22 protein-coding genes are annotated in these 26,664 nt (G+C 67.4%); 18 read left to right on the forward strand and 4 right to left on the reverse strand.

Going from position 1 to position 26,664, the window contains the following annotated elements:
• Positions 1 to 31: 31 nt before the first annotated feature.
• A complete protein-coding gene (locus BMZ21_RS13415) occupies positions 32 to 667 on the reverse strand; it encodes a TetR/AcrR family transcriptional regulator (protein WP_091834877.1) in 636 nt (211 codons plus the stop codon).
• A gap of 194 nt (positions 668 to 861) precedes the next feature.
• On the opposite strand from BMZ21_RS13415, the gene BMZ21_RS13420 reads away from it, so the two are divergent.
• Genes BMZ21_RS13420 through BMZ21_RS13430 form a run of 3 tightly spaced genes read left to right on the forward strand, consistent with a single transcriptional unit; the run spans position 862 to position 4,123 of the window.
• Complete coding sequence (locus BMZ21_RS13420) at positions 862 to 1,323, forward strand: (2Fe-2S)-binding protein (protein ID WP_091834880.1); 462 nt, start codon at positions 862 to 864, stop codon at positions 1,321 to 1,323.
• Between the two features lie 2 nt (positions 1,324 to 1,325).
• Positions 1,326 to 3,503 (forward strand): xanthine dehydrogenase family protein molybdopterin-binding subunit, encoded by a 2,178-nt coding sequence (locus tag BMZ21_RS13425; RefSeq protein ID WP_091834883.1) that lies wholly within the window; start codon positions 1,326 to 1,328, stop codon positions 3,501 to 3,503.
• Positions 3,503 to 4,123 (forward strand): Isoquinoline 1-oxidoreductase subunit, encoded by a 621-nt coding sequence (locus tag BMZ21_RS13430; RefSeq protein ID WP_091834886.1) that lies wholly within the window; start codon positions 3,503 to 3,505, stop codon positions 4,121 to 4,123. The genes BMZ21_RS13425 and BMZ21_RS13430 overlap by 1 nt, the downstream gene beginning before the upstream one ends.
• 120 nt (positions 4,124 to 4,243) lie before the next feature.
• On the opposite strand, the gene BMZ21_RS13435 is transcribed toward BMZ21_RS13430, so the two are convergent.
• On the reverse strand, positions 4,244 to 5,698 hold the full coding sequence (locus BMZ21_RS13435; RefSeq protein ID WP_091834889.1) for an AMP nucleosidase: 1,455 nt from the start codon (positions 5,696 to 5,698) through the stop codon (positions 4,244 to 4,246).
• A 190-nt stretch (positions 5,699 to 5,888) separates the two neighbouring features.
• Here BMZ21_RS13435 and BMZ21_RS13440 point away from each other — a divergent pair, with 190 nt between their 5' ends.
• The 3 genes from BMZ21_RS13440 to BMZ21_RS13450 all read left to right on the forward strand — a co-directional run bounded on the left by BMZ21_RS13440 (position 5,889) and on the right by BMZ21_RS13450 (position 7,667).
• The gene (locus BMZ21_RS13440) at positions 5,889 to 6,302 is read left to right on the forward strand and encodes a VOC family protein (protein ID WP_091834893.1); all 414 of its coding nucleotides are present in this window, start codon (positions 5,889 to 5,891) and stop codon (positions 6,300 to 6,302) included.
• A 223-nt stretch (positions 6,303 to 6,525) separates the two neighbouring features.
• Entirely contained in the window at positions 6,526 to 7,185 is a 660-nt protein-coding gene (locus BMZ21_RS13445; RefSeq protein ID WP_091834897.1) for a GntR family transcriptional regulator, read from the forward strand.
• Positions 7,185 to 7,667, forward strand: coding sequence for an OsmC family protein (locus BMZ21_RS13450; RefSeq protein WP_091834900.1), 483 nt, complete (start codon positions 7,185 to 7,187; stop codon positions 7,665 to 7,667). The genes BMZ21_RS13445 and BMZ21_RS13450 overlap by 1 nt, the downstream gene beginning before the upstream one ends.
• Positions 7,668 to 7,678: 11 nt before the next feature.
• On the opposite strand, the gene BMZ21_RS13455 is transcribed toward BMZ21_RS13450, so the two are convergent.
• Positions 7,679 to 8,896, reverse strand: a complete 1,218-nt coding sequence (locus tag BMZ21_RS13455) for a glycosyltransferase (protein WP_091834903.1) — start codon at positions 8,894 to 8,896, stop codon at positions 7,679 to 7,681.
• A complete protein-coding gene (locus tag BMZ21_RS13460) occupies positions 8,845 to 9,330 on the reverse strand; it encodes a MarR family transcriptional regulator (RefSeq protein ID WP_199777573.1) in 486 nt (161 codons plus the stop codon). The genes BMZ21_RS13455 and BMZ21_RS13460 overlap by 52 nt, the downstream gene beginning before the upstream one ends.
• Positions 9,331 to 9,789: 459 nt before the next feature.
• Here BMZ21_RS13460 and BMZ21_RS13465 point away from each other — a divergent pair, with 459 nt between their 5' ends.
• The 12 genes from BMZ21_RS13465 to BMZ21_RS13520 all read left to right on the forward strand — a co-directional run bounded on the left by BMZ21_RS13465 (position 9,790) and on the right by BMZ21_RS13520 (position 26,595).
• The gene (locus BMZ21_RS13465; protein WP_091834909.1) at positions 9,790 to 11,529 is read left to right on the forward strand and encodes a type I secretion system permease/ATPase; all 1,740 of its coding nucleotides are present in this window, start codon (positions 9,790 to 9,792) and stop codon (positions 11,527 to 11,529) included.
• Positions 11,526 to 12,881, forward strand: a complete 1,356-nt coding sequence (locus BMZ21_RS13470) for an HlyD family type I secretion periplasmic adaptor subunit (RefSeq protein ID WP_091834913.1) — start codon at positions 11,526 to 11,528, stop codon at positions 12,879 to 12,881. Before BMZ21_RS13465 ends, BMZ21_RS13470 begins: the two co-directional genes overlap by 4 nt.
• A gap of 313 nt (positions 12,882 to 13,194) precedes the next feature.
• Positions 13,195 to 13,989, forward strand: a complete 795-nt coding sequence (locus BMZ21_RS13475; RefSeq protein WP_091834916.1) for a calcium-binding protein — start codon at positions 13,195 to 13,197, stop codon at positions 13,987 to 13,989.
• 69 nt (positions 13,990 to 14,058) lie between these two features.
• Positions 14,059 to 16,365, forward strand: a complete 2,307-nt coding sequence (locus tag BMZ21_RS13480) for a glycosyltransferase (protein ID WP_091834921.1) — start codon at positions 14,059 to 14,061, stop codon at positions 16,363 to 16,365.
• Positions 16,362 to 17,195 (forward strand): class I SAM-dependent methyltransferase, encoded by an 834-nt coding sequence (locus tag BMZ21_RS13485; protein WP_091834924.1) that lies wholly within the window; start codon positions 16,362 to 16,364, stop codon positions 17,193 to 17,195. The genes BMZ21_RS13480 and BMZ21_RS13485 overlap by 4 nt, the downstream gene beginning before the upstream one ends.
• The gene (locus BMZ21_RS13490; RefSeq protein WP_091834927.1) at positions 17,192 to 18,445 is read left to right on the forward strand and encodes a glycosyltransferase family 4 protein; all 1,254 of its coding nucleotides are present in this window, start codon (positions 17,192 to 17,194) and stop codon (positions 18,443 to 18,445) included. The genes BMZ21_RS13485 and BMZ21_RS13490 overlap by 4 nt, the downstream gene beginning before the upstream one ends.
• Entirely contained in the window at positions 18,442 to 19,209 is a 768-nt protein-coding gene (locus tag BMZ21_RS13495) for a hypothetical protein (protein WP_091834930.1), read from the forward strand. Before BMZ21_RS13490 ends, BMZ21_RS13495 begins: the two co-directional genes overlap by 4 nt.
• A 4-nt stretch (positions 19,210 to 19,213) precedes the next feature.
• A complete protein-coding gene (locus tag BMZ21_RS13500) occupies positions 19,214 to 21,394 on the forward strand; it encodes a glycosyltransferase family 2 protein (RefSeq protein ID WP_091834933.1) in 2,181 nt (726 codons plus the stop codon).
• Positions 21,391 to 22,701, forward strand: coding sequence for a glycosyltransferase family 4 protein (locus BMZ21_RS13505; RefSeq protein WP_091834936.1), 1,311 nt, complete (start codon positions 21,391 to 21,393; stop codon positions 22,699 to 22,701). Before BMZ21_RS13500 ends, BMZ21_RS13505 begins: the two co-directional genes overlap by 4 nt.
• 32 nt (positions 22,702 to 22,733) lie before the next feature.
• A complete protein-coding gene (locus BMZ21_RS13510) occupies positions 22,734 to 23,939 on the forward strand; it encodes a polysaccharide pyruvyl transferase family protein (protein ID WP_091834940.1) in 1,206 nt (401 codons plus the stop codon).
• Positions 23,936 to 25,138: a hypothetical protein gene (locus BMZ21_RS13515; RefSeq protein ID WP_091834943.1), complete on the forward strand. Its 1,203-nt coding sequence runs from the start codon at positions 23,936 to 23,938 to the stop codon at positions 25,136 to 25,138. Before BMZ21_RS13510 ends, BMZ21_RS13515 begins: the two co-directional genes overlap by 4 nt.
• On the forward strand, positions 25,135 to 26,595 hold the full coding sequence (locus BMZ21_RS13520; protein WP_091834947.1) for a polysaccharide pyruvyl transferase family protein: 1,461 nt from the start codon (positions 25,135 to 25,137) through the stop codon (positions 26,593 to 26,595). The genes BMZ21_RS13515 and BMZ21_RS13520 overlap by 4 nt, the downstream gene beginning before the upstream one ends.
• Positions 26,596 to 26,664 lie beyond the last annotated feature (69 nt).

The following is a 26,664-nucleotide window of genomic DNA, read 5'->3' on the forward strand; positions in this document are numbered from 1 at the left end:
TCTCAGACCCACGGGCCGGCTTGGACCCGGGTCAGCTTCGTGCGGATGCGGGCGGCGCGACCGCAGCCGCAAATACCGTCGCGACCTCACGCAGCCGGACGAGATAATGTTCGCAGGAGGGCTGATCGCCATATTTCGCGCCGGCGGCGGCGCGGGTCAGCGTCGCGATCAAGGTCTCCAGCGCAAGGCCGCTGCGCGCGATCGCGATCTCGCCGCGCGCCTCTGCCTCCTCGAAGAGCTGCCGGGCGAAGCTGACGAAGGTCGCCTCGAACGCGGCAAGCTCGGCTCCCGCGATGGCGACCATCACCGCTTTCAATTCGCCGAGATGTTCGCCGGCGCTGAAGGCGGCGAAGGCGGTGCCGTGATGAGCTTCCATCAGCGCAGCCAGCCGCTCCGAGAACGGGCCGGGCGTCGCCAGCGCCTCGCGGCAACGTGTCTCGACACGGCCGCCGAGGCCCGCGAGCATGGCGCGGAAGACGTCGTCCTTGCCCTTGAAGTGGAGGTACAGTGTGGCGCGGGCGACCCCGGCCTCGCGCGCGATGTCGTCCATCGAGGTGCGCTTGTAGCCATAGCGGGCGAACAGGCGCAGCGCCGCTTCCGCGATCTGCTCGATGCGGCCCTTGCTGTCCTCGCCGGACGTTACGGAAGTTTCGCTGCGGTCGCTCATTTGCAGTCTTGACAGAATCCAAACTGTCGGCGACCATTCTAGTTAGACGCAAAACGTCTAACTCGTCTAGTCGCGCGACCCAAGACGACGGATCACCGCCCGCCTTCTGATATGTCAGAACGGGCCTTCGAGCGAGCCTCGATCCGGCAGCCCTGGTGCCGCGCTGTGTCATGCCCAGCGCCAGAGAGGCAGCCATGGCCCATACCATCACAGTCAACGGAACGCGCCACAGCGTCGATGTCGACGACGACACCCCACTGCTCTGGGTGCTGCGCGACAATCTTGGCCTGACCGGCACCAAATTCGGGTGCGGAGTCGCGCAATGCGGCGCCTGCACCGTCCATATGGACGGCCAGCCGCTGCGCTCCTGCTCCATGCCGGTCTCGGCGATCGGCGAGGCGAAGATCACCACGATCGAGGCGCTCGCCGGCAAGGAAGCGGAAGCCATCCAGGCCGCCTGGGTTAAGCACGACGTGCCGCAATGCGGCTACTGCCAGTCCGGCCAAGTGATGAGCGCGATCGCCCTGCTCAAGGAGATCCGCAAGCCGACCGACCGCGACATCGACCTCGCAATGAACGGCAATCTCTGCCGCTGCGCGACCTATGTCCGTATCCGCGCCGCGATCCACGACGCCGCACGCACGTTGGAGGGTTGATCATGACCGCGCACGACATCTCCCTTTCGCGCCGCAACCTCCTGAAGGGCGCCGGCGCGCTCGTCATCGGCATGAGCCTGCCGCAGGCCGGCCGGGCGCAATCGGGTGCGGCGCAGGCCTTCCGGCCAGGCGGAAACGCGACCTTTGCGCCGAACGCGTTCATCCGGATCGCGCAGGACGACACCGTCACGGTGCTGGTCAAGCATATCGAGTTCGGCCAGGGGCCCTTCACCGGGCTGGCCACGCTCGCAGCCGAGGAACTCGACGCCGACTGGAGCCAGATGCGGGCCGAGCATGCCCCCGCCGACGTCAAGCTTTACGCCAACCTTGCCTTTGGCGTGCAGGGCACCGGCGGCTCGACGGCGATCGCCAATTCCTACGAGCAGATGCGCAAGGCCGGCGCCACCGCCCGAGCCATGCTGGTGCAGGCTGCGGCCGAGGCCTGGAAGGTTCCGGCAGCCGAGATCAGCGTCGAGAAGGGCGTGCTCAAGCATGCCTCCGGCAAACAGGGCCGCTTCGGCGAGTTCGCCGAGGCCGCCTCCAAGCTCCAGGCTCCGGCCGAGGTCAAGCTCAAGGACCCTGCGCAGTTCCGGCTGATCGGCAAGGAAGGTGCGGTCAAGCGCCTCGACAGCCCGGGCAAATCCACCGGCAAGACGCAGTTCACCATCGACATCCGCACGCCGGAGATGCTGACGGTCGTCGTCGCCCGGCCGCCACGCTTCGGCGGCAAGGTCGCTTCCTTCGACGCAACCGAGGCGAAGAAGATCAAGGGCGTCGTCGACGTCCTTCAGATCGGCTCGGGCGTCGCCGTCTACGGCACCGGCATGTGGCCGGCGCTGAAGGGGCGTGAAGCCCTGAAGGTGACCTGGGACGAGAGCGGCGCCGAGAAGCGCGGCAGCCGCGAGCTGATCGCCGAATATCGCAAGCTCGCCCGCACGGAAGGCAAGCTCGCCGGCAAGCATGGCGACGCCGAGGCGGTGCTCGCCAAGGCCGACAAGGTGGTCGAGGCGGAATATGTCTTCCCCTATCTGGCGCATGCGCCGATGGAGCCGCTCGACGGCTATCTCGAATGGAATGCGCAGGGCGCGCTGGCCCGCTTCGGCAGCCAGTTCCAGACCACCGAGCACCAGACCATCGCGACGATCCTCGAGCTGCCGCCGGAGAAGGTGCAGCTCGAGACGATGCTGGCCGGCGGCAGCTTCGGCCGGCGCGCGCAGGTGAGCCAGCATCTTGCGGCGGAACTCGCCATGGTCGGCAAGGCGATCGGCCCGAACCGGCCGGTCAAGCTGGTCTGGACCCGCGAGGACGATCTTTCCGGCGGCTATTACCGGCCGCTCTTCCTGCATCGCATGCGCGGTGCGGTGAAAGACGGAAAGATCACCGCCTGGAGCAACGCGATCGTCGGCCAGTCCTTCTTCTTGGGCACGCCGTTCGAGGCGATGACGGTGAAGGACGGCATCGACGCCACCATGGTCGAGGGCGCGAACGATCTCCCCTATGAAGTCGCCGATTTCCGCTGCGAGGTCCACACGACCAAGGTCGGCGTGCCGACCCTGTGGTGGCGTTCGGTCGGCCACACCCATACCGGCTATGCGGTCGAATGCTTCATCGACCAGCTGCTGCAGGCGGCGGGCCAGGACCCGGTCGCCGGGCGGCTCGCCCTGATGGGCAAGGAGCCGCGTCTGGCAAACGTGCTCAAGGCCGTCGCGGACCTCGCCAAATGGAACGGTCCCGGCCCCGCCAACGGTCGCGCCCGCGGCGTCGGCGTGGTCGAGAGCTTCGGGTCGTATGTGGCGCAGATCGCCGAGGTCTCGCTCGGCGAGGGCGGCGAGCCCAAGGTTCACAAGGTCTGGTGCGCGATCGACTGCGGCGTGGCCGTCAATCCCGACATTATCCGGGCCCAGATCGAGGGCGGCATCGGCTTCGGCCTGGGGCATGCCCTCTACGGCGAATTGACGCTCGACCAGGGCAGGCCCGTCCAGACCAATTTCGACAGCTATCGCTCGCTGCGCATCCACGAGATGCCGGAGGTCGAGGTCCGGATCGTGCCATCCGCCGAGAAGCCGACCGGCGTCGGCGAGCCGGGCGTGCCGCCGATCGGGCCGGCGGTCGCCAATGCGCTGGCGCGGCTCGGGCGCGAGCGGCCGCTGTCGCTGCCTATGGTCGGAGGGACCGTGTGATGCGTTCGATCGCTCTCGCCACGGCGGCTGCCGCCGTCACCTTGCTGCTCGGCAGCGCGCTCTCCCTGGCGCAGACTGCTCCGCAGCAAGATGCCGCGACGCTCCGCCCGGCCGCCAGCTTCGCCGGCATCGCCAATCAACGCGACCGCTCGGTCGCGCTGTTCACCGAGATCGGCAAGGTGCTGCAGCACCCGCGCTGCATGAACTGCCACCCGGCGACGGAACGGCCGCGCCAGAGCGATGCCAGGCAGCTGCACCAGCCCATGGTGGTGCGCGGCAAGGACGGGCATGGTGCGCCCGGCCTCGCCTGCACCACCTGCCACGGCAAGCAGAACTTCGACCCGGCCGGCATCCCCGGCGACGGCCACTGGGCGCTGGCCCCGGCCTCGATGGCCTGGGAGGGCAAGACGCTCGGCCAGATCTGCGAGCAGCTCAAGGACCAGAACCGCAATGGCAGCCGCGACCTCGCGGCGATCGTCAAGCATGTCACCTCGGACACGCTGGTGCTCTGGGGCTGGAACCCCGGCAAGGGCCGCCAGCCGGCACCGGGGACGAATGCGCAGTTCGGCGAACTGATGCAGGCCTGGGCCGATAGCGGAGCGGCCTGCCCGGCGGGGTAGTCCCTGATTGCCATATCGTCGTCATGGTCGGACTTGTCCCGACCATCCACGTCTTCGCATCAATGATCGCGGGCAGAGTTCAAGACGTGGATGCCCGCCATGAGGGCGAGCGTGACGGCACTACCTGAAAGGCGGCTCGTCGAAGCTCCTGAGCTTGCGCGAATGGATCGATGAGCCGGCTTCCTTGAGCTTTTCCAGCGCGGCGAGGCCGATCTTGAGGTGCTCGCCCACGGCGCGCTCATAGAAGGCGTTGGCGGCACCCGGCAACTTGATCTCGCCGTGGAGGGGCTTGTCGGAGACGCAGAGCAAGGTCCCGTAGGGCACGCGCAGGCGATAGCCCTGCGCCGCAATCGTACCGGACTCCATGTCTACTGCGATGGCGCGCGACAGGTTGATGCGCTTGCGCTCCTTGCTCCAGCGCAGCTCCCAATTGCGATCGTCCTGGGTGACGACCGTGCCGGTGCGCAGCCGCTGCTTCAGCCGGTCGCCTTTTTCGCCTGTGACCTCGGCCGCCGCCTCCTGCAAGGCAACCTGGACCTCCGCCAGCGCCGGGACCGGCACATCGGGCGGCACCAGCTCGTCCAGGATGCCATCCTGGCGGAGATAGGCGTGGGCGAGGACATAGTCGCCGATGATCTGCGTCTGGCGCAGGCCGCCGCAATGGCCGACCATCAGCCAGCAATTGGGCCTGAGTACCGCGAGATGGTCGGTGATGTTCTTGGCGTTGGAGGGGCCGACGCCGATATTGACCAACGTGACGCCCTCGCCGCTCGACCGGATCAGGTGATAGGCCGGCATCTGGAAGCGGTGCCAGGGCGCCGACATCACCCGTTCGGCGGCGCTGACATCGATGCCGTCGCGATCGATTCGGATACCGCCCGGCGCAACGAGCGCCTCTGCCGTCCCAGCCTCGATCTCGGCCAGGGCCAGCCGGACGAACTGGTCGACATAGCGATGGTAGTTGGTCAGCAGCACCCAGGGCTGCACGGCGCGCCAGTCGGTGCCGGTGTAGTGAACCAGCCGGCGCAGCGAGTAATCGACCCGGACCGCATCGAACAGCGCGAGCGGGCGCGGCTCGCCCTCGACGATCTCATAGGTGCCGTCGGCGATCTCGTCGCCGACCAGTGCCAGGAGGGGCGTCGGGAAGTAACGGGCGAGCTCGGCGGCCGTGACCGTGCCGCGGCCGAGCTCGTCCCCACCGTCGAGAGCGTAGGGGTAGGGTATCTCCTGGCTGCTGATGCCGGTCTCGATCGTCGCACCATACTCCTCGACCAGCGGCTGGAGCTGGTCGAGCAGATAGGCCCGGAACTCGCCCGGCTGCGTCACCGTCGTCGAATAGATGCCCGGCGTGGCGAATTTCGCATAACCGCGCCGCGTTGCGGCCGGCAGCTTCGAGGGCTCGTAGGTAACGCGCAGCATCGGGTAGCGATAGAGCGCCCGCTCCTCCGGCGTCGGCGGCTCGGCGGTGGTGAAGAAGCGCTGCAAATCGTCGCGCAACGCCGTCCGGGCCTGCTCGTAGAGCAGCTCCAGCCGGTCGACGGCCTCCTGCGGGGTGGCGGCGATCTCGAATGTCATACCCGAACGATCCTCTCGTTCGGGGTGCTTGTAACTGCGCCACCATGGCCCTGACAACAGCGCCCCGGACACGGAGAGCCCGCAGGATGGCTGTGAGGCGGCGATCGTCCTGACCGAAGCTGTCGAAGCGCCCTGCTGGAGTGGACATGCCGCCTGACAGGCGTGGCCACAAACTTGAGGAGAAGCAGCGATGAAGCTCGCGCCCTATCTGTTCTATGACGGTCGATGCGAGGCTGCCTTCACCGCATACCAGTCGATTCTCGGCGGCAAGATCGAGGCGATGCTCCCGTATGAGGGCTCACCCTCCCCGGTCGGCCCGGATTGGGCCAGCAAGATCATGCATGCTTGCCTGGTCCTGCCCGGCGGGCAGATGCTGATGGCGTCCGACGCGCCGCCCGAGCAGAGCAACGGCCCGATGCAAAGCGTATCGGTCAGCATAGGCGTCGAGGATAATGCGCAGGCCGAGCGCATTTTCGCCGCCCTTGCCGAAGGCGGGACCGTCCATATGCCGATCGCAGAGACATTCTGGGCCGAACGCTTCGGCATGCTCACCGACCGCTATGGCGCGCATTGGATGGTGAGCGGTGCGGCCAAGGCGATGTAGACCGCGCCTCGCCGGGCCCGTGCAGAGGGATCGACCTCGCCGGTTCGCCGGCACATCACGCCGTCCCGACCGGGCATGGTCAGTCGCGCGGCCCCGGAATTCATTGTAAATTTGTCGCGCTGGCGGCCGATCGCGGCGTTCAGCCGTGATCAGGTCGCAACGGCCGTCAAGGACGAAGCTTCAGGGGCATTGCGGTCAGTCTGTTTTTGGATACAATTATCCTATGATTCTCATCCCGCTCGCCCCTGCAACGACCGCGTCTGTCCTCGCCCAGCGCCTGCGCGAGGCGATCGATGCCGGGCGCTGGCGTCCGGGCGAACTGGTGCGGCAGGAGCAGATCGCCGCCGAATACGGCGTCAGCCGCATCCCGGTGCGCGAGGCGCTGGCGCAGTTGCAGAGCGAGGGCCTGCTCGAGATCGCGCATTACCGCGGCGCCCGCGTGAGCCGGCCGCGGGCCGTGGAGATCGACGAACTGTTCGACCTCCGGCTGCTGGTCGAAGGCGACCTCCTGGCGCGAGCGCTCGGACGGCACGACCAGCGCTCGCTGCGTGAGCTGACGCGGCTGCAAGACAGGCTGGAGGACGCCGACGACCGGCTCGGCTGGATTTCCGGCGACATCGCCTTCCACGAGGCGCTTTACGGGCCGGCGGAACGGCCGCGCAGCCTTGCGCTCTTCCGGCAGTTGCGCGCCCCGATCGACCGCTTCAGCGTCCAGGCGCTCGGCCCCGGGACGCGCAAGCAGGGCTGGGCCGACGAGCACCGCCAGCTGATCGCCGCGGTTGCAGCCAGCGATGCGGCCGCAGCCCAGGCGATCCTCGAACAGCATCTGCAGGCGACGCGGGCTGTGGTGCTCGCGGCCTGCTCGGGAGACGGAGAAAACTGATGGCGACGCATGGCGCGACGATCACCTGGCAGCGCGGCGAGGACACCTTCCTCGATAACCGCTACAGCCGCGCCCATCTCTGGCGCTTCGATGGCGGGCTGGAGGTGCCGGCCTCGAGCTCTCCGCATGTGGTGCGCGTGCCGTTCTCCAATCCGGCCAATGTCGATCCGGAGGAGGCTTATGTCGCGGCGCTGTCGAGCTGCCACATGCTCTGGTTCCTCAACCTCGCGGCCATGCGCGGCTACCGGGTCGACCGATATGCCGATGCCGCCGAAGGCGTGATGGAAAAGAATGCCGACGGCAAGGAGTGGGTCGCGACAGTGACGCTCAGGCCGCATGTCGTCTTCAGCGGGCCGAAGGCGCCGGACGAAGCCGCCGTCGAGGCGCTGCATCACGACGCCCACGCCAACTGTTTCCTGGCCAATTCGGTGCGCTCGGCGCTGGCGACGCAGGGCAGCTGGGCCTATCAGAGCGCAGCCTGAGGCATGCGCCCTTATTGCGCCGCGAGCAGATCGTCCTCGGCGACGAGCCGGCCGATGAAGCCGAGCTGCCGGTCGACGCACGCCTCGCGCTCATAGCGCGCGACGACGGTCCGGCGTGCGGCGGCGCGCAGCGGCGCCAGCTCGTCTTGCCTGTCGAGCGCGGCGACCACCGTCCTTGCCAGCTTCGTCTCGTCGAAGAAGGGGGCGAGCAGGCCGTTGGTGCCGTGGCGGATCACCTCCTGCACCGGCGGCGTCGCCGAGCCGACGACCAGCGCACCGCAAGCCATCGCCTCCAGCATCGACCATGACAGGACGAAGGGGACGCTCAGATAGACATGGGCGGCCGAGACCTGGAACAGCCTGACGAGATCGGCATGGGCAAGCCACGGGATATGGACGATGCGATCGCCCAGGCCGGTCTCCTCCAGCATGACCTCGCGCCAGGGCCGCCCGTCCGGACGCGGGCGGCCATAGCCCGGCCCGTCGCCGCCGACCGCAACGAAGAGCACGTTTGGCCGCTCCTGCGCGATCCTGGCCGCCGCCCGCATGAATTGCGGATAGCCGCGATAGGGATCGAGATCGCGGGCGGCGAAGGTGACGACGGGATCGCCGGGGCGGAGCACGCGGCCGTCGGGCAGCGTGAATGCCGCCTGCGCGTCGGGCCGGCAGAACTGGATGTCGATGCCGTCATGGCAGACGGCGATGCGCTGCTGCAGGGCCCGGGGATATTGCAACTGCTGCCAGCGCGTCGGTGCATAGGCGAAGTCGAGCGCCTGCAGCGTCACCAGCTGGGCAGCATTGCGCATGCGGATGCGCCGCCGCTCGGCTTCCGGTACGGGGATGCCTGAGTCGAAGTCGAGGTCGGAGCCGGTCGCGTTGTAGAAATACTCGCAATAGCCGATCAGCGGCACGCCCGGCATCGCGTCCTTGGCGAAGAGCATGCCGCCCCAGCCGACATGGCCGAGGATCGCATCCGGCCGGTCTTGCCGGTGCAATCTGCTCAATGCGGCGGCAACCGCCTCGCCAGTGCGCACATGATAGTCGGTGGCGGCCAACGTCGCATGCGCAGTCGCCGGCTCGCCTACCGAATAGGCGATCTGCCTCACACCCGGGCGATCCGGCTCAGGCTTCTCCGTCACCAGCGTGACCTCGCCGCCCTCGGCGACGAGGCGCCGGATCAGGTGAGCGAACTGACCAGATCCTGAACGATGAACGAATAGGACGTGCATGAAGCCAGCAGGATCCCGCCATAGCGCAAAGCGTCGCTCCACCACTGCTCGAGGCGGCGCAGCGTGTCGTGGGTAGCCTGAAGATCGGCGACGAGATCGTTGTCGAGTCCCTGGCTGAATTGACTGGTCTCGTCGAGCAGCTTCAGGCGCTCGACCAGAAGCTGACCCTTCGGCGAGAGCGAGATGCGAGCGAGACGGCGGTCGCGCGGGGACGCCCCGCGGTCCAGATAGCCGCTCTCGACCAGTTGCTTGAGGTTGTAGGAGGCGTTCGAGCCGACATAGTGGCCGCGGTCGAGCAGATCGCGCACCGCGATCTCGCCGGAGCCGATGGTGAACAGCACCATCACCTGCGAAGGCGAGATGTCGTCGACCCCGAGCTTGGTAAGCTCGAGCCTGAGATAGTCGAGAAAGCGCCGGCTGACCCGTTCGACCATGCGAGCGAGGTCGAGCTGCGAGACCGGCACCCTCGCAGGGCCTGATTCGGCTTCGAGGCGACGGATGCCGTCGGGCGGATCTCCATTGAAACCATTGCCTAAGAATCGAGCGCCGTCATGGGGTTTTAGATGCATTCCCTACTCCGCCTGATCTCGAAATGAGCAGTCAGCCCTCCGGGCCCCTTCGGCTGACGAATAGCCTATACGCAAAGCACATGCCACCCTGAACCCATGGATGTTAAGATTTTATCGAAATCAACATAGTCATGAAGTGTTTCAAATTTTGAAATGTAGCACGCTTCTGCCATATTCTCGGTAATTGTCGTTATTTCATAAGGCTTCATCTGTCATATTATAGACACGGCTTATGTGTCAGGCTTTAATAACACTCAGAGACTGCCGTATCGTCATAGGCGTCAGCGGCGCCATCTGATGGCCAGCCACCGTTCGGAGACCTGCATGAAGGTTGCGACCCAGCCTGCCGACGTCCTGATTCGCGGCCTGCAGCGCGGCTTTGCCGGAGGGCTGGCCTATGCCGCCTTCCTCAGCTTCTGCGTCAACATCCTGCTGCTGACCGTGCCGATGTTCATGCTGCAGGTTCAGGACCGCGTCATCGTCAGCCGCAGCTATGACACGCTGACCATGCTGCTGGTGATCGCGGTCGGGGCGCTGGCGCTCTACGGCACGATCGAATTCATCCGCTCGCTGACCTTCCAGGCGATGGCGAGCATCCTCGCCCGCCGGCTCAACCTGCCGGCGCTGCAGGCCGCCGTCTCGACCTCGCTGGAGAAGGGCTCAGGCCAGGCGACGCAGGCGATCCGCGATCTCAACGAACTCCGCTATTTCATCGCCAGCTCGGCGATCGCGACACCGCTGGAGGCGATGTGGTCGCCGATCTTCCTGGCCGTGCTGTTCGCCTTCCACTGGATCTACGGCCTGGTCGGCCTGGCCTCCCTGCTGATCCTGCTGCTGCTGGGCGTCGTCTCCGACATGCTGACGCGGCGGGCGCTGAAGGAGGCGAACGAAGAAGGCGTCGCTTCGATCAACGAGATCAGCGCCACCTTGCGCCATGCCGAGACGATCGAGGCTATGGGCATGCTGCCGGCCCTCTCCAGCCGCTGGCGGGCCAAGCAGATCGCCATGCTCGAGCATCTCGATCTCGGCACGCGCCGCGGCAAGTTCATCGCCGCCATCACCCGCGCCAGCCGCATGACCATGCAGCTTTCGATCTATGCGACGGGCGCGGTGCTGATCATCCGGCACGAGGTCTCGGCCGGCACGCTGATGGCGGCGAGCATCCTGCTCGGGCGCCTGCTGGCGCCGTTCGATTCGATGATCACCGACTGGCGGCAATGGGTGCTCGCCGCCGCGGCCTGGAAGCGCGTCCGCGAGCTCCTGCAATCGCAGAGCTCGCAGCGTCAGAGCGTGCCGACGCCGGCGACGCAGGGCGACCTCGTCATCGACCGGCTGGTCTACGCGCCGAAGGGCGGCGAGCAGACGGTGATCAAGGGCGTCTCCTTCACGCTCGAGCCGGGCGAGGTGCTCGGCCTGGTCGGGCCATCGGGAGCCGGCAAATCGACGCTGGCGCGTCTGATCGTCGGCGTGCTCAAGCCGAATGTCGGCGGCGTCTATCTCGACGGCCACAACACCTATCTGTGGGAGCGCGGCTCCTTCGGCGACATGGTCGGCTACCTCCCGCAATCGGTCTCGCTGCTCGACGGCACCATCGCCGAGAACATCGCCCGCATGCGCAAGCCCGATCCTCACGCCATCCTGGAAGCGGCGCGTATCGCCGGCGTGCACGAGCTGATCGGCCGCCTGCCGCTCGGCTACGACACCAATGTCGCCGACAGCGATTTCAAATTGTCCGGCGGCCAGCGCCAGCGCATCGGCCTGGCGCGGGCGCTCTACGGCATGCCGCGCCTTGTCGTGCTCGACGAGCCCAATGCCAATCTCGACACCGAGGGCGAGCAGAGCCTGATCCGGGCGATCAACGCCGCGCGCGAGAGCGGCGCGATCGTGATCCTGATCGCGCATCGCCCCTCGGTGATGCAGATCGTCGACAAGATCCTGGTGCTGCGCGAGGGCCGCGTCGCCCAGTTCGGCCCGCGCTCGGCGATCTCCGGCATGATCACGCCGGCCGGCGTCGTCGAGCTCGAACCGTCGAAACCAGTCCCCGCCCGCGAGGTAAGCGCATGAGCGAGCTGCCGATGTTGCGCCGGCCGGACCGCGCGCTCCTGCCGGTGACGATTGAGGCGGAGCCCGAGGAGCGCATGCCCTCGCTGCGCAATCTCGTCCTCGCCGGCGTCGCCGCGGTGGCGATCGGCTTCGGCGGCTTCGGCGCCTGGGCCGTGACGGCGCGGCTCGACAACGCCGCGGTCGCGCAAGGCACGGTGATCGTCGACAGCCGCCGCAAGACCGTGAGCCACCTCGAAGGCGGCATCCTCAAGACCCTGCTCAAGGCCGAAGGCGAGCGCGTCTCGCAGAATGAGCCGCTGCTCAGGCTGGAGGACGCCCGCGCACGCGCCGAGCTGCAGCAGCTCGAAGGCAAACGCGTCGGCCTCGACGCCAGGCTCGCCCGTCTGCGTGCCGAGCAGAGCGATGCGACGCAGATCGACTTCCCGGACGACATCGAGAATGCACGGACGCCGATCGCACGCGAGGTGATCAATGCCGAGCGAGCGCTCTTCCGCGCCCGTGCCCAGGTCTATGACGGCAAGACCCGCATCCAGCAGCGCGTGATCGAGCAGCATCAGGCCGAATCCGAGGCGTTGCAGGCGCAGATCGACGCGGTGCGCAACCAGCGCACCCTGATCGACGATGAGGTGAAGACGATCGCCGAGCTCTATGAGAAGCGCTACGCCAAGCGCTCCCAGCTCGTTGAGCTGCAGACCCGCCAGAGCGAGCTCACCGGACGAGCCGGCGAGATGAAGGCCCGCAAGGCCAAGGCCGAGCAGGCCGTCGCCGGCGCCGAACTTGAGATCAAGGCGATCAGCCTCGATCGCCAGAGCGAGATCGCCAAGGACCTGCAGGACAGCCAGCTCCAGCTCTCGGAGGTGGTCGAGCGCATCGTCCAGGCGCAGGACGTGCTGCGCCGGCTGGTGGTGACTGCGCCACAGGAAGGCATCGTCGCCAATATCCGCATGCGCACGGCCGGCAGCGTCGTCGCCGCGGGCGAGGCCATCCTCGACATCGTGCCCGAACAGGAGCCGCTCGTCGTCGAGGCCAAGGTCGATCCGCGCGACATCGATTCGGTCCGGGTCGGCGCCGACACGCAAGTGCGGCTCACCGCCTTCAACGCCCGAATCATGCCCCCGCTTCTGGCGAAGGTCAGCTATGTCGCTGCCGACCAGCTGGTCGACGACAAGACCGGAAATGCCTTCTTCATCGTCCGCGCCGAGATCACGCCGCAGAGCCTGAAGGAGAACAAGGTGACGCTGCATGCCGGCATGGCGGCTGAGGTCCTGATCGTCAACGGCCGCCGTTTTGCGGCCGATTACCTGCTTTCGCCCATCCGGGACAGCTTCAATCGCGCCTTCAGGGAGGATTGAGCCCGGTCGATCCGGCCGCCGAAATCGGATCGCATCCCGGGCCGATTCCAAATCAAAACAATATACTTCGAAATCCGTATCAAACTCTCAGTATAATGCTCGCCTGAACAATATATAAAATGACTTAAACTTTGCTGCACCGCAAAATAGTCATAATATATTGCTTGATATCAAGCTCTTCTAGGCTACTCTCATGAGCGTCGCACGATGGCGAGCCTCCGGATCGCTATCGAAATCGCACCGTGACCCAGAACGAGCGGCGGACGTTCTCCGCATATCTGGTGGTGCTCTCTGATCACCGAGGAGGTGACGAATGGCCACGATCGAAGGCAGTGCATTCGACGATTTCTTGATTGGGACACGCTTCAGTGACGTGATCCTCGCCGGCGCCGGGGACGACATCGTCCATGGCGGCAACCAGGTGGATTCCCTGTTCGGCGAAGAGGGTGACGACCTGCTTTACGGCGATGCCGGCAACGACTTCCTGTCCGGCGGCGAGGGCAACGACGCCCTTTTCGGCGGCCTGGATGACGATGTCCTCTCCGGCGGCGAAGGCAATGACAGCCTGTTCGGCGGCGAGGGCGACGACGTCCTCGACGGCGGCACAGGCGACGACATCCTGCGCGGCAACAACGGTGACGACGTGCTGCGCGGCGGCGACGGCGACGACCTGCTCCAGGGCGGGCCGGGCGACGACATCCTGCTCGGCGGCACCGGCAATGACGTGCTGCAGGGCGGCATCGGCAGCGACGTGCTCGAAGGCGGCGCCGGCAACGACGTCCTTCAGGGCGGCGCGGGCGACGATCTGCTCTTCGCCGGCGCGGGTGACGACATCCTCTCCGGCGGCGCCGGCGACGACATCTTCATCTTCAATGGCGGCGGCGGCAACGACGTCGTGCTCGACTTCGATGCCGGCCACGACCTGCTGCAGATCTCCAGCGGCATCAACGGCACCGACATCGGCTCGGCCGAGGACGTGGCGGCGCGCGCCACCACCGTCGGCGGCAACGCCGTCGTCGATCTCGGCAATGGCGACACCGTGACCATCGTCGGCGTCACCGCCGAAGACATCCAGGCCGACCCGAACTCCTACTTCTCGGTCGCCTGACGACAGCTGGCGCCGGCCGGGCCCAGGTCCGGCCGGCGCCTCCCCCTGCCCTTTCGGAACAGGTTCCTCATGCTCTCTCTTGCGCCCGCGCCGGCCACGGACGGCCTGAGCCCACAGCTGCATCTCTCCCGGCTGAGCGGCACGGTCTTTCTGCTGAGCTGGACCATCGACGCTCCCGTGCTGTCGCGGCCACGCATCGCGCTGGCGGCAGGGGAGAAGCGTCTCGGCTCGGCCTCGGTCGTCCTGCCGCTCGGCGACGGGCGCCTGCGCGTCGTCGTCGTCTTCCGCCATGGCGGGCCGGGAGAGGTCGTCGCGGCGCTGTCCGACGATCATCCGGGTGGCGACACCACCGCGCGTTTCGATCCCGATCTGGTCCATGGCATGGCCGATGCGGAGGATCTCGTCCGCGACGCGACGCCCGATGCACGCCGCATGCTCGCCAACGCGCTGGTCGGCCATTGGCCGACGCTGTTTGGGCTGAGCCAGGCTGCCGGCTATCTCGGCTTCCTGCGCCAGTTCCTGCTGGTTCTCGCCCGCAAGCCCACGGCGGCGTCTCCGGTCGCCCGGCTCACCGAAGGCAAGGTCCTGCTGGAAACGACGGTGCCCGGCCGGCTCCCAGGTGTCCGCACCGCCTATCGGCTCGATGCCGGCGGCCTCTCCCGCCAGCCCGGAAAACCGCGGCTCGGCCGTGCCGATCGCGCCGGCAACCGGCCGCTGCACCTGATCATCGACGAATTCCCGCCACAGGCCGGCGGGCTGCTGATCCTGCAGGCCGAATCCGGCCTGATCGTCAGAACGGTCGCTGCCCGCCAGGACATCCCGTCGCTCGGACGCTGGTGGGCCGGCAAGGCCAGCCAGCGCGACGGATTGCGGAGCTGGCTGGTCGAGCAGCTCTCCGGCCTGTCAGAGCAGGGCCGCCTGCTGGCGATCGAGATGCAGAGGCGGCTGCCGCTCGCCGCCCAGACCGTGCGCCGCAATGACGACCTGCCCTCGGCCGAGCTCGATCTCGCCGTCACCACCCCGGCGGGCCTGCTGCTCGGCGGCTGGTACCGCGATGCCGAGGGGCTGCTCGACGAGATGCTGCTGCATCGCTCCGAGGGCGAGCCGACGCCGGTGCTCGAGCGGCTGGAGAACTTCCCTGCGCTGCTGCCGGCCGGCGCCAATGGCGACGTCAAGCGCGCCACCGGCTTTGCTGCCCTGATCCCCGGCTATGCCGGCGGTGCGCCGGTGCTGCAACCACGGGTCGAGCTCAAGCTGAAATCCGGCACCGTGCTGTCGCTGCGCCCCAATGCGCAGCCCGCAGACGCTCTCGCCATCCGGGCCCGGGCGCTGGCCGCGATCCCGCCACAGCACCTGACCGCGCAAATGCTGGAGCGGACGATCGCGCCGGTCCTCGCAGACTGCCAGGCGGCTTTGCGCCAGACCCTGCCGGAGCCCCGCATCAAGAGCTTCGGCAAGGGCCCCGCGCATCCCGCGGTCTCGGTGGTGATCCCGCTCTATCGCGTCTACGATTTCCTGCGCATCCAGGTCTCGGCTTTCGCCGCCGATCGCTGGTTCGCCGAGAAGGCCGAGCTGATCTACGTGCTCGATTCACCCGAGCACGAGGGCGAGGTCGCCCATCTCCTCGGTGGTCTCTTCCTCGCCTATAGGTTGCCGATGCAGCTCGTGGTGATGGGCCGCAATGGCGGCTTCTCGGCCGCCTGCAACGCCGGCGCGGCCGCCTCTCGCGGCCAGGCGCTCGCCATGGTCAATTCCGATGTCATCCCCGACAGCGAGGGCTGGCTGCCGGCGTTGTTGCAGCGCATCGAGCCGCATCGGCGCACCGGCGCGGTCGGCCCCAAGCTGCTCTATGACGACGGCTCGCTGCAGCATGCCGGGCTCTACTTCAAGCGCGACAGTAAAGGCACCTGGCTCAACCATCATTACTTCAAGGGCATGCCGAGCGGCTATGCGCCGGCCAATGTCGAGCGGCCGGTGCCGGGCGTCACCGGCGCCTGCATCGTGATGCCGCGGGCGCTGTTCATGGAGATCGGCGGCTTCGACGACGCTTACGTCATCGGCGACTACGAGGACAGCGATCTCTGCCTCAAGATCGCGCGGGCCGGGCTCGGCATCGTCTATGTCCCGAGCGTGTCGCTCTACCATCTCGAGCGCCAGTCGATCTCGAAGAGCCTCGACTACACGCGTGGCGTCGCCTCGCAGCACAATTCCTGGCTCCAGACCAAGCGCTGGGACAGCGCGATCGCGGCGCTGATGGCCGCGATCGACAAGCCGGCGACCCAGCAGCACCCCGCGCCGTCGCGGGCGCCGTCCTTGAGCCTCGATCCGGAATTCCTCCTCTCCCGCGCCAACCTCAGAAGGGCGACAGCGGCATGACGGCGACCCTCGCCCTGCGACAGACCACCTCGGAAGCAGCGCCCGCGATCGGATCGATGACGCCCGAGCTCGCCTGGCTGATGGCCCATGTCCAGACGAACCGGTTCCTGCCGCATCCGCCGCCGGATTCGATCTTCGTCGGCGATGGCGACTACCGTGCCATCGGCGCCGAGTTCCTCGGCCATTTCGTCCGGATCGGCCGGCTGCAGCCGCATGAGCGCGTCTTCGACATCGGCTGCGGCATTGGCCGCATGGCGGTGCCGCTGACCCAATATCTCGACCCCGAGCGCGGCAGCTATGACGGCGTCGATCCCGTGATGGACGGCATCCTCTGGTGCGCCCAGACGATTTCTCCGGCCTATCCGCGCTTCCGTTTCCAACGCCTCGATATCGCCCATCCGCTCTACAACCCGCAGGGCTCGCTGCCGGGCAACGAGGTCCGCTTCGGCTTTGCCAACCAGAGCTTCGACTTCATCACCATGACCTCCGTGGCGACGCATCTGCCGCCGGAAGAGCTCGTGGTCTACCTGCACGAGGCGGCGCGCCTGCTCGCCCCAGGCGGACGGCTCTTCCTCACCGCCTTCGCGCTCGACGGCCAGAGCACCGGCCAGGAGCGCCTGAAGTTCCGGCGCTGGGGCGAGGGTCCCGGCTGGTACGCGATCGAGGAGGCGCCGCTGGCCGCCGCCGGGATCGACGCCGGCTTCCTGCTGGAGCACGCCACTCAGGCCGGGCTTGCGGTCGAGCGGCTCGACCCCGGCCATTGGCGCGGGCACAGCGCGGCCCATTACCAGGATCTGCTGGTCGCGGTGAAACCGGGGGCCCAGCGATGAACCGGCGCATCCTCGTCGTCGCCCACAACCACCCGGACCTGCATCCGGGCGGCACCGAGATCTTCGCCCATGACCTGGCGAGCGCCTATCGTGGCGAGGGCTGCGAGGTGCTCTTCCTCGGCGCGACCAATACGATCCACCGCCAGCCGCACCCCGGCACCGCCTTCCAGGCGACCGGAGCGGATGGCGACCTCTTGCTGTGGAGCGGGCATTTCGACCGCTTCCATCTCAGCCAGATCGACCACTACGGCACCTTGCAGGATCTCGGCTCGCTGCTGACCGAGTTCCGGCCGGACGTGATCCACATCCATCATCTCGTGCTGATCGGCGCCGAGTTCCTGGCGCTGGCGCGACGTCTGCTGCCGCAGGCCTCGATCGTGATGACGCTGCACGACTACTATTCGATCTGCCATCACGACGGGCTGATGGTGCGCACCGGCGACAAGCAGCGCTGCACCGGTGCTTCGCCGGCAAAATGTCATGGCTGCTTCCCCGAGATCGGCCCCGACCGCTTCCTGCTGCGCGAGCGCTTCCTGAAGACGCATCTGTCCGCCGTCGACCGCTTCGTCTCCCCGAGCCGCTTCCTGCGCCAGCGCTATATCGACTGGGGCCTGCCAGGCGAGAAGATCGAGGTCGTCGCCAATGCCCGGCCAGTCCAGATGCCGGTGCCACACCGGCATACCCATGGCCCTCGCAACCGCTTCGGCTATTTCGGCAACCTCAATCCCTGGAAGGGTGCACTGCCGCTGCTGCAGGCGGCGAGGCTTCTGCGCGACGAGGGCGCTGACGGGTTCGAACTGCGCATCCATGGCGGAGCGCCGTTCCAGAGCGAGGCTTTCACCACGGCGCTCGACAAGGCGCTCGCCGAGGCCGGCTCCGAGGTCGTGCATTGCGGCCCTTATCGCCGCGACGAGATGCCGGCGCTGATGGCCGAGGTCGACTGGGTGGTGATGCCGTCGCTCTGGTACGAGAACGCCCCCCTCGTCATCCAGGAAGCCTTCCAGCACCTCAGGCCCGTGATCGCCAGCAATATCGGCGGCATGGCCGAGATGGTGAGCGACGGCGTCGATGGCCTACACGTCCGCCCCGGCGACCCCGGCCAGCTCGCGCGGGTGATGGCCCGCGCCATGAGCGAGGACGGGCTCTGGCACCGCCTCGTCGGCGGCATAGAGCCCGGGGCTGGCATGGACGCCTGCGCGCAGGCGCATCTGGCCCTGTTCGATCAACTCAAACTGGCGGAGGCGGCATGACCAGCATGACGACGATGCACAGTCCGGACGGTACCGTGAGCGACGCGAGTGAGACCCCGGCAAAGCTCAACGGGCGCGTCGATGCGCTCGACGGCAACCGGCTGCATGGCTGGATCTGGGACGAGGCGCGCCCCGAGGAACGGCTGATCGTGCGTCTGATGCGGGGCGGCCTCAAGGTGCAGGAGGCGGTGGCCGACCAGGGCCGCATCGACCTGCGGCGCAACGGCATCGGCGATGGCAGGCACGCCTTCGCCATGGAGCTCGACGACCGCACCGCTGCGGCGCGCGAGGCGCTGACCGTCGTCGGCATCTCGCCGAGCACCGGCGCGCAGCTCGAACTGCGCCTGCCGCCGGCGGCGGAGCTTGCGGCCGAGGCGGCGATCGCCGTGCCGCTGGCCCGCTTCTTCGACCGGGTCGAGGCACTGATCGCGCTGCAGCGGCGCTCGCAGCTGACCCAGAAGGAGTTGCTCGACAAGGTCGGCGAGCTCGGCGTGCAGCTGGCGCAGCATCGCCAGCGCGAGGCCGAAGTGAGGCAATCCGAGGAGGTCGAAGGCAATGGCGCGATCGCGTCCCGTCTCGGTGAGATCGACGTCTTTCAGATGCGCTTCGACCAGACGCTGCGGGCCTTCGACGACCGGCTGGTCGCGATCCGCAAGGAGGCCAAGGCGCCGCTCCGGCAGGTCACCGTCGTGCTCGGCTTCCTCTCGGGCCTGTCGGCGCTGCTCTCCTTCGTCACGCTCACCGTCATGCTGATGGGCAGGTGAGGCGATGAACGAGGTCATCATCCCCGAGCGGACCATGATCAGCCCGGCGCCGACCGTCGCCTGGACTCCGCTCGGCGAGAACGCGATCCTGGTGATGAGCGCCTGCGATGCGCTGCCCGGCAAGGTGCCGGTCGCGGTCGACGGCAACCCGCGCAACCGCGTCGAGACGATGGCGCTGACCTGGCGCCGGCCACAGGCCGACGCCGCGCACGCCACCGGCTTCCTCTGCCTCGCCCCCGCCCCGTCGCCCGATCGTGCCGGCTCCGGCGCGATCCTGCTCGGCCGGCCCGGCCGACCCTTGCGGCTGATCCTGGCGCCGAAGCCGATGCCGCTGCAGGCCTTCCTCGCGGCGCTCGCCGACGAGGCCGGGCAGTCCTTCCCGACCGTCGTCGACGGCCTCCTCGAAGTGCTGCTCGCCGGCAAGTCGAATCCGCGCCGCCTGCGCGCCGTCGGCATGCTGCTGCAATCGGTCGCCAAACCCGGTGGTTTCGTCGAGGTGATGGGCCCGCTCGACGAGGGCATCTTCCTGCAGGGCTGGACCTCGAATTTCGCCGCCGGGCGTACCAAGCTGCTGATCGCGCATGGTGGGCTCTCGCCGGCCGTGCTGGAAGCGGGAACCTTCCAGCGCGACGATCTCGGCGAAGGCGCCTGCGGCTTCTTCGGCCTGCTGGAAGAGTGCGCAATCCGCCATCCCAGCGAGATCGAGCGACTGTTCTTCCGCGCCAATGACGGCTGGCGCGCGCTCGAAGTCTATGACCGCCACGTCCTGCTCGAGCAGATCACGGTGCCCGGGCATCTGCGCGACGGGCTGCAGCGCGGCATGGCGCCGACGGCGACCGCTGAGAAGCTGAAGCAGGCCTCGCAACGCTTCGACGGGCGCGACACCATCTCCTTCCTGGAGCAGCCGGTGCGCGCCGGCATCGACGACGCCACCATCGTCGAGGGCAGTGGAGTCCTCGTCATCGGCTGGCTGTTCGACCCGGACCGCCTCACCGGCACTGTCACGCTGCGCAGCGGCAGCCAGTCCTGCGTCGTCGATAAACTCTGGACGCGCGCCGCACGGCCGGACGTCACCGCCGCCTTCGCCGAGGATCCGCGCTTCGGCCCGGCGATGGCGAGCCGGCGCAACAGCCACGGCTTCATCGTCTTTGCGCCGAAGCTGCTGCCGGAGCCCGGCCAGCCGCTCTATCTCGAATTCGAGGTCGAGGGTCACGGGCCGGCCTTCCTGCCGCTTTCGCCCGGACGCAATCCGCCCCGGCGCGCGCTGGAGCGGGTCTTCGGCCTGCTCGACCCGCGCTCCTCGACCGCGGCCGCGGTGGTCGAAAGGCAGATCGCGCCCGCCTTGCAGGCCGCCGAGATCGCCCCGCCCAAGGCGATCGAGACGCACGATATCGGCCGCTTCAACGCCGATGCGGCGCTCGGCCTGGTGATCGGCCTCGACCAGCGCCAGCGCGAGCTCTCCAGCCTGTTCGCCCTGCTCGCGATCGATCCGGAGATCAGGCCACTGCCGATCGTCGTCGCCGCCCCCGGCGAAAGCTTCGACCGGCTTGGAGCGGAGGCGCGCCGGCTGGCGAAGTTCTACGGACTCCAGGTCCGGCTCGTGCTGGTCGAAGGCGTCGAGGACAGCTGCGATGCGCTGGAGGCGGGCGTGCGCGCCTGCCGCTTCCAGACGGTGGCGCTCCTCTCCGGCGCAGCCCAGATCCGGATGCCGGGCTGGCTCGGACGCCTGGAGCGCGCCTATCGCGGCCGCGGCGGGCACTGCGTCGCAAGCCCGACCCTGCTGTTCGAGGACAATTCGATCCGCTGGGCCGGCGCCTGGCTCGAAGGCGAAGGCGCCAATCGGCGCGTCTACAACCGCTTCGTCGGCTATCCGCTCGATGCGATCGGCAGCCTCGGGCCGATGGAGGTCGCCGCCGGCGCAACCGAATGCTGCGTGATGTCGCGCAACGCCTTCCTCGAGGCCGACGGCTTCTCGCGCAGCTACTTCACGCCCAGCGAGAAGGGCCTCGATCTCTGCCTGAAGCTCAGAATGAACGGCGTGCCGTCGCTCTGGGTGCCCGAGGTCGAGATCTATGTCGTCGAGGACGCCGAGACCCGGCCGCATGTCGGCGCGCTGATCAATCTCGCCGACCGTACCAGTTTCGACCGGCGCTGGGCGCTGGCCATTTCCAACATGAGAGGATGAGCATGCGTATCCTCGTCGTCTCGCACGGCCACCCTTCCTTCTCGCTCGGCGGCGCCGAAATCGCCTCCTACAACCTGCACAAGGGCTTCCAGGCCAAGGCGGAGCTCGACACGCACTATCTCGCCCGGGTCGGCGCACCGACACCGCGCCATGGCGGCACGGCGCTGATGAGCCTGCGCCAGCGCGGCGGCGAACTGCTCTACTATGCCGAGGAGTACGACCACTTCCTGCTGTCGAACCGCGCCACCGACGAGATCGAGCGCGACTTCGTTCGCGTGCTGCGCGACCTCAAGCCCGACGTGGTGCACTTCCACCATTTCATCGGGCTCGGGCTCGAATGCATCTTCGCCGTGCGCGACACGCTGCCAGACGCGCTGATCGTGGTGACCTTCCACGAATATCTCTCGATCTGCCACCATCACGGGCAGATGGTGAAGACCGGCGCCTTCAAGCTCTGCTACCGGGCTTCGCCGAGCGACTGCAACGCCTGCTTCCCGGACATCTCTCCCGCACGCTTCCTGGCGCGCGAGACCTTCATCAAGGGCATCCTCAACCTAGCCGATCATTTCGTCTCGCCGAGCCGCTTCCTCGCCGAGCGCTACCAGCAATGGGGACTGTCGGCCGATCGCTTCTCGGTGATCGAGAACGGCATCGACATCGCCGAGGTTGCGCCGCCACGGCCATTGCCGGAGGCCGAAAGCCGGCGCTCGCGCTTTGCCTATTTCGGCCAGCTCACCCCCTACAAGGGCGCCGACGTGCTGCTCGACGCCGTCACCCGCATCCCGGATTCGGTCTGGGGCGAGGACGGCGTGCTGCTCGTCTATGGCGGCAACCTCGACAGGCAACCGGAGGCCTACAAGCAGAAGTTCGCCGATCTGGTCGAGGCGGCCGGGCGGCGCGTGCGCTTCTGCGGCGCCTTCCAGAACCACGAGATGCCGAACCTGATGCGCTCGGTCGACTGGGTGGTGATGCCCTCGGTCTGGTGGGAGAACTCGCCGATCGTGATCCAGGAAGCCTTCTTCCACGGCCGCCCGATCCTCTCCAGCAATCTCGGCGGCATGGCCGAGAAGATCACCGACGAGGTCGACGGGCTGCATTTCCGCTCCGGCAGCCCGGAGGACCTCGTCGACTGCATGACCCGGGCGCTGAGCGAGCCCGGGCTATGGGAGCGCCTGCGTGCAGGCATCAAGAAGCCGCTCAGCCATGTCGACTGCGCCGATCAGCATCTGGCGCTCTACCAGCGCCTGATCGCCGAGCGGGGCGTGCCGGCTCCGGCCAATCGCGACGCCACGCCGATGATCGCGTGAGCTGCGCGCAGACAAGAAGGGAGAACGCAACCATGGCCCGCATCCTCGTGATCAGCCCTTCGGGCGAAGTCTACGACCACGACAATGTCCGCTGGTACCGGCACGCCGACCTGCAGAGCCACATCAACCACTATCACAATATCGGCGACGCCTTCGTCTTCGATTCCTCGCTGAAGCTGCTCAACTTCGTGACGCTCGAGGAATTGCCGATCACCAGCATCGACCCGGCCCGGATCGACCGCTTCAACGCCGAGTTCGACTATGTCTTCCTGCGCGGCTCGAACTACGTCCACGCCGGGATGAACTGGAGCCGCACCGCCGAGGTGCTGCGCCGGCTGAAATTGCCGGTGCTCGCCTTCGGCATCGGCGCGCAGGCGCCGGTCAGCGGCAAGCTCGAACTCAGCGAGGACAGCAAGACCGTCCTCAAGCTGATCGCCGATTCCACCGCCTCGGTCGGCGTGCGCGGCACCTATTCCGCCGAGGTGATGCACGAGCTTGGCATCAAGAACGTTCGTATCATCGGCTGCCCGACTGCCTTCCGCAACAACCGGCCGGACCTTGCCATCCGCCTGCCGGCGCTCGATTCGGTGAAGCAGGTCGGCGTCACCCTGCGCCGCGAGGTCTCCAAGCACTACGCCAAAGACATCAAGCGCTACCTGACCTTTCACCGCGACCTGGTGAAGGCGATGGCGGATCGCTTCGAGGTCACGCTGATGTCGCAGGGCGAGGTCGAGGAGAAGAAGCTCGCGCTCGGCACGCCCGAGCAGAAGCTCGAGGGCATGGCCGCCCTGCGCGAGAACGGCTGGGCGACCCAATGGTATCTCGATGAGCAGATGGAAGCGCTCTATCGCGACCGGATGTTCTATTCGGATGTCGTCGCAGGCTACGAACAACTCGTGCGCAAGCTCGATCTCGTGCTCGGCTACCGGCTGCACGGCAATCTGATGGCGCTCGCGAACGGCACGCCCTCGATCTACTTCACCTATGACAGCCGCACCGTCGAGTTTGCCGAGACCTTCCAGATCCCGAGCGTCGACGTCTTCGGCGACAAGCCGTTCAGGCTGGAAGAGTACTGGGACCAGGCGCTCTTCGACCGCTTCAACGCGGCCTATGCCCGGACCTATGGCGCGATGAGCGCCTTCCTCAGCGAGAACAAGGTCGACCACAAGATGGTGAGACCCGCGGCCGCTGCCCCGTCCGCGCCGCCGGCTCCCGAGCCGGAAAGGAAGGTGGCATGAGGACGCTTCGCAGCGCCTTTGCCTGGCTGCCGGCGGCCGTGCTGGCAGTCACAATTCCTGTCGCTGGCCTTGCTCAGCAGGCGCCGGGTCTTAAAGGGCCCGGCTACCGGCTTGAGATCGCGCCCGACGCGAAGGAGGAGACGGTCGTTTCCTGGGCACGCGAGCGCTGCGAGGAATGGGACCTGCCGGACGCGCCGCTGCGGGCCTTCCGAAATGGCAAGGGCGAGGTCGTCGCCTTCGCCAGCCATTATCGCAGCCGGCCGCTGATCGGCGCCAATCTCGGCGCGATCCGCAAGAGTTGCGCGGTCTCCTTCGAGGCGAAGAGCAGCGCCGACCCCAGCCAGTTCAGCGACAAGAGCTGGATCGCCGCGACCTGGACCGGCGATGGCCGCAATATCGAGGCGCTGGTCCACGCCGAGTACCATGCCGACAAGCATCCCGGCGCCTGCCGCTTCAAGGATGCGATGAGCTGCTGGTACAATGTCGTCACCGCCGCCCATTCCAGCGATGGCGGCCTCAGCTTCAAGACCGACGAGCCGCGTCCGCTGGTGGCGGCGCCGGGCTTTCCCCAAGAGGTCGGCCAGGGCCGGCATCGCGGCTTCTTCAATCCCTCCAACATCGTCCAGAAGGACGGCGCGTGGTATGCGCTGATCATGACGACCGGCGGCGAAGGCCAGAAGAACGGCGTCTGCCTGTTCCGCTCGACCGACATCAAGGACCCGACCTCCTGGCGCGCCTATGACGGGCAGGACTTCACCATCCGCGCCGTCGATCCCTATCGCGACGATCTCAGCCAGGCGCGGCCCTGCCAGACGCTCAAGCCGCTGCCGACCAATGTGGGATCGCTGACCCGGCACGAGCCGAGCGGAAAATGGCTCGCCCTGCTGCATCTCGGCCCCGACCCGAGCCAGAACATCGCCGGCGGGCGGGTCGCCTATAGCTGGTCCGACGACCTGATCCGCTGGTCGCCGCTGCAGACCCTGATGGTGCAGCCGACGATGTGGAGCAAGAACTGCAGCGACCGGCTGCGCTACGGCTATGGCGCCCTCGCCGACCCCGCCTCGCGCTCGCGCAATTTCGAGACGACCGGCGACGAGGCCTATCTCTTCATGACCAGGATGAAGGTCGCCGACTGCAAGCTGGGTCCCGACCGGGATCTGGTCCGTCTCAAGGTTCAGTTCGTCAAGGAGGGGTCATGAACGCGCCCGTGCTCAATCTCGGCTCCGTGGTCTCGGCCGAGAACGCCATCAAGATCCTGCGCGCCACCACCGGCGAGGTCGTCGTCGCCATCGGGCGCCGGCCCGACCGGAGCTGGCCGGCGCTCAAGCTGCTGCTCGACGGGCAGGACTACGCCACCATTCACCCCGGCGCGATCGTTACGGCTGAGGCCGATGTCGCCGAGCTGACGATCCCGCTGCCAGCTATGCCCAATGGGCGCCCGCACTCGATCGCGATCGCCGACGCGGCCACAGGCACGCTCGCCCCGGGCTCGAACCTGCGCCCGATCGCGACCGAGACGAAACTGCGCGCGCTGGTAATCTATCCGGCCGGCGAGGTGCATGAGCACGACAAGGTGCGCTGGTACCGCGCGCCGATGGAGAAGCTGCTCAGCGACTATTTCAACATCGGCGACATGATCGTCTACGATTCGACGCTGAAGCTCCTGCGCTATGCGCATCTGGAGCCGATGAAGATCATGTCCCCGACCGAGGCCGACATCGAGCGCTATGCCAGCGAGTTCGACTTCGTCTTCGTGCGCGGCTCGAATTTCATCCACGAGAACATGGAATGGTTCCGCGCCGTCGAGGTGCTGGAGCGGGTCAAGCTGCCGGTCTACGCCATCGGCGTCGGCGCCCAAGCGAGCCAGAACCGCAGGATCGAGTTGCCCGAACCGTCCCGCCGCTTCTGGTCGATCGTCTCCGAGCGCTGCGCCTCGATCGGCGTGCGCGGCGCCTTCAGCGCCGAGACCCTGCGCCAGAACGGCATCAAGAATGTCGAGGTCGTGGGCTGCCCCTCGATCTTCCGGACCCGCAATCGCGAGCTGAAGATCCGCATCCCCGATCAGCGCGAGATCCGCAAGGTCGCCTTCAGCCTGCGCCGCGAGGCCGACAAGAGCTACACCGCCGACCCGGAGGCCTATCTGCGCAACCAGAAGGCCGCGCTGCTCAAGGTCGACAGCCAGAGCGAGATGGTGATGTCCTCGCATGGCGAGCAGGAGGAGAAGGCCTTCTTCCTGCGCGACGCCACGGCGAAGGACAAGGCCGTCGCCGAATTCGTCAGGACCAAGTGGTGGGACGGCCCGGACGATACCGCCATGCGGCGCATCTACGAGAAGCAGCTGTTCTCCTTCTTCGACGTCGAGCGCTATGACGAGTTCGCCAGGTCGATCGACCTCGCCGTCGGCTACCGCGTCCACGGCGTTCTGCCGGCGGTGGCACAGGGCGTGCCCGGCGTCCTCGTCGCCTATGACACGCGCAGCCAGGAGCTGGCCGAGACGCTCAAGATTCCGGTCGTGCCGGAAGCGGCGCTGGCCGAGGGCGGCTGGCGCGCCGTCTACCAGGAGGCGGCGCTCAACAATCTCGCGAAGAGCTATGCCGCTTCCTACGACCGGATGCGCGGCTTCCTCGACCGCAACGGCATTCCCCATCGCATGTGAGAGATGCGGCGCGGCACAGATCGCGCCGGTCGGAGGAAACGCCCGGAGGTCACCGGGCCATCTGCAAAC

The organism is Allobosea lupini, assembly GCF_900109525.1.
GTDB lineage: Bacteria > Pseudomonadota > Alphaproteobacteria > Rhizobiales > Beijerinckiaceae > Allobosea > Allobosea lupini.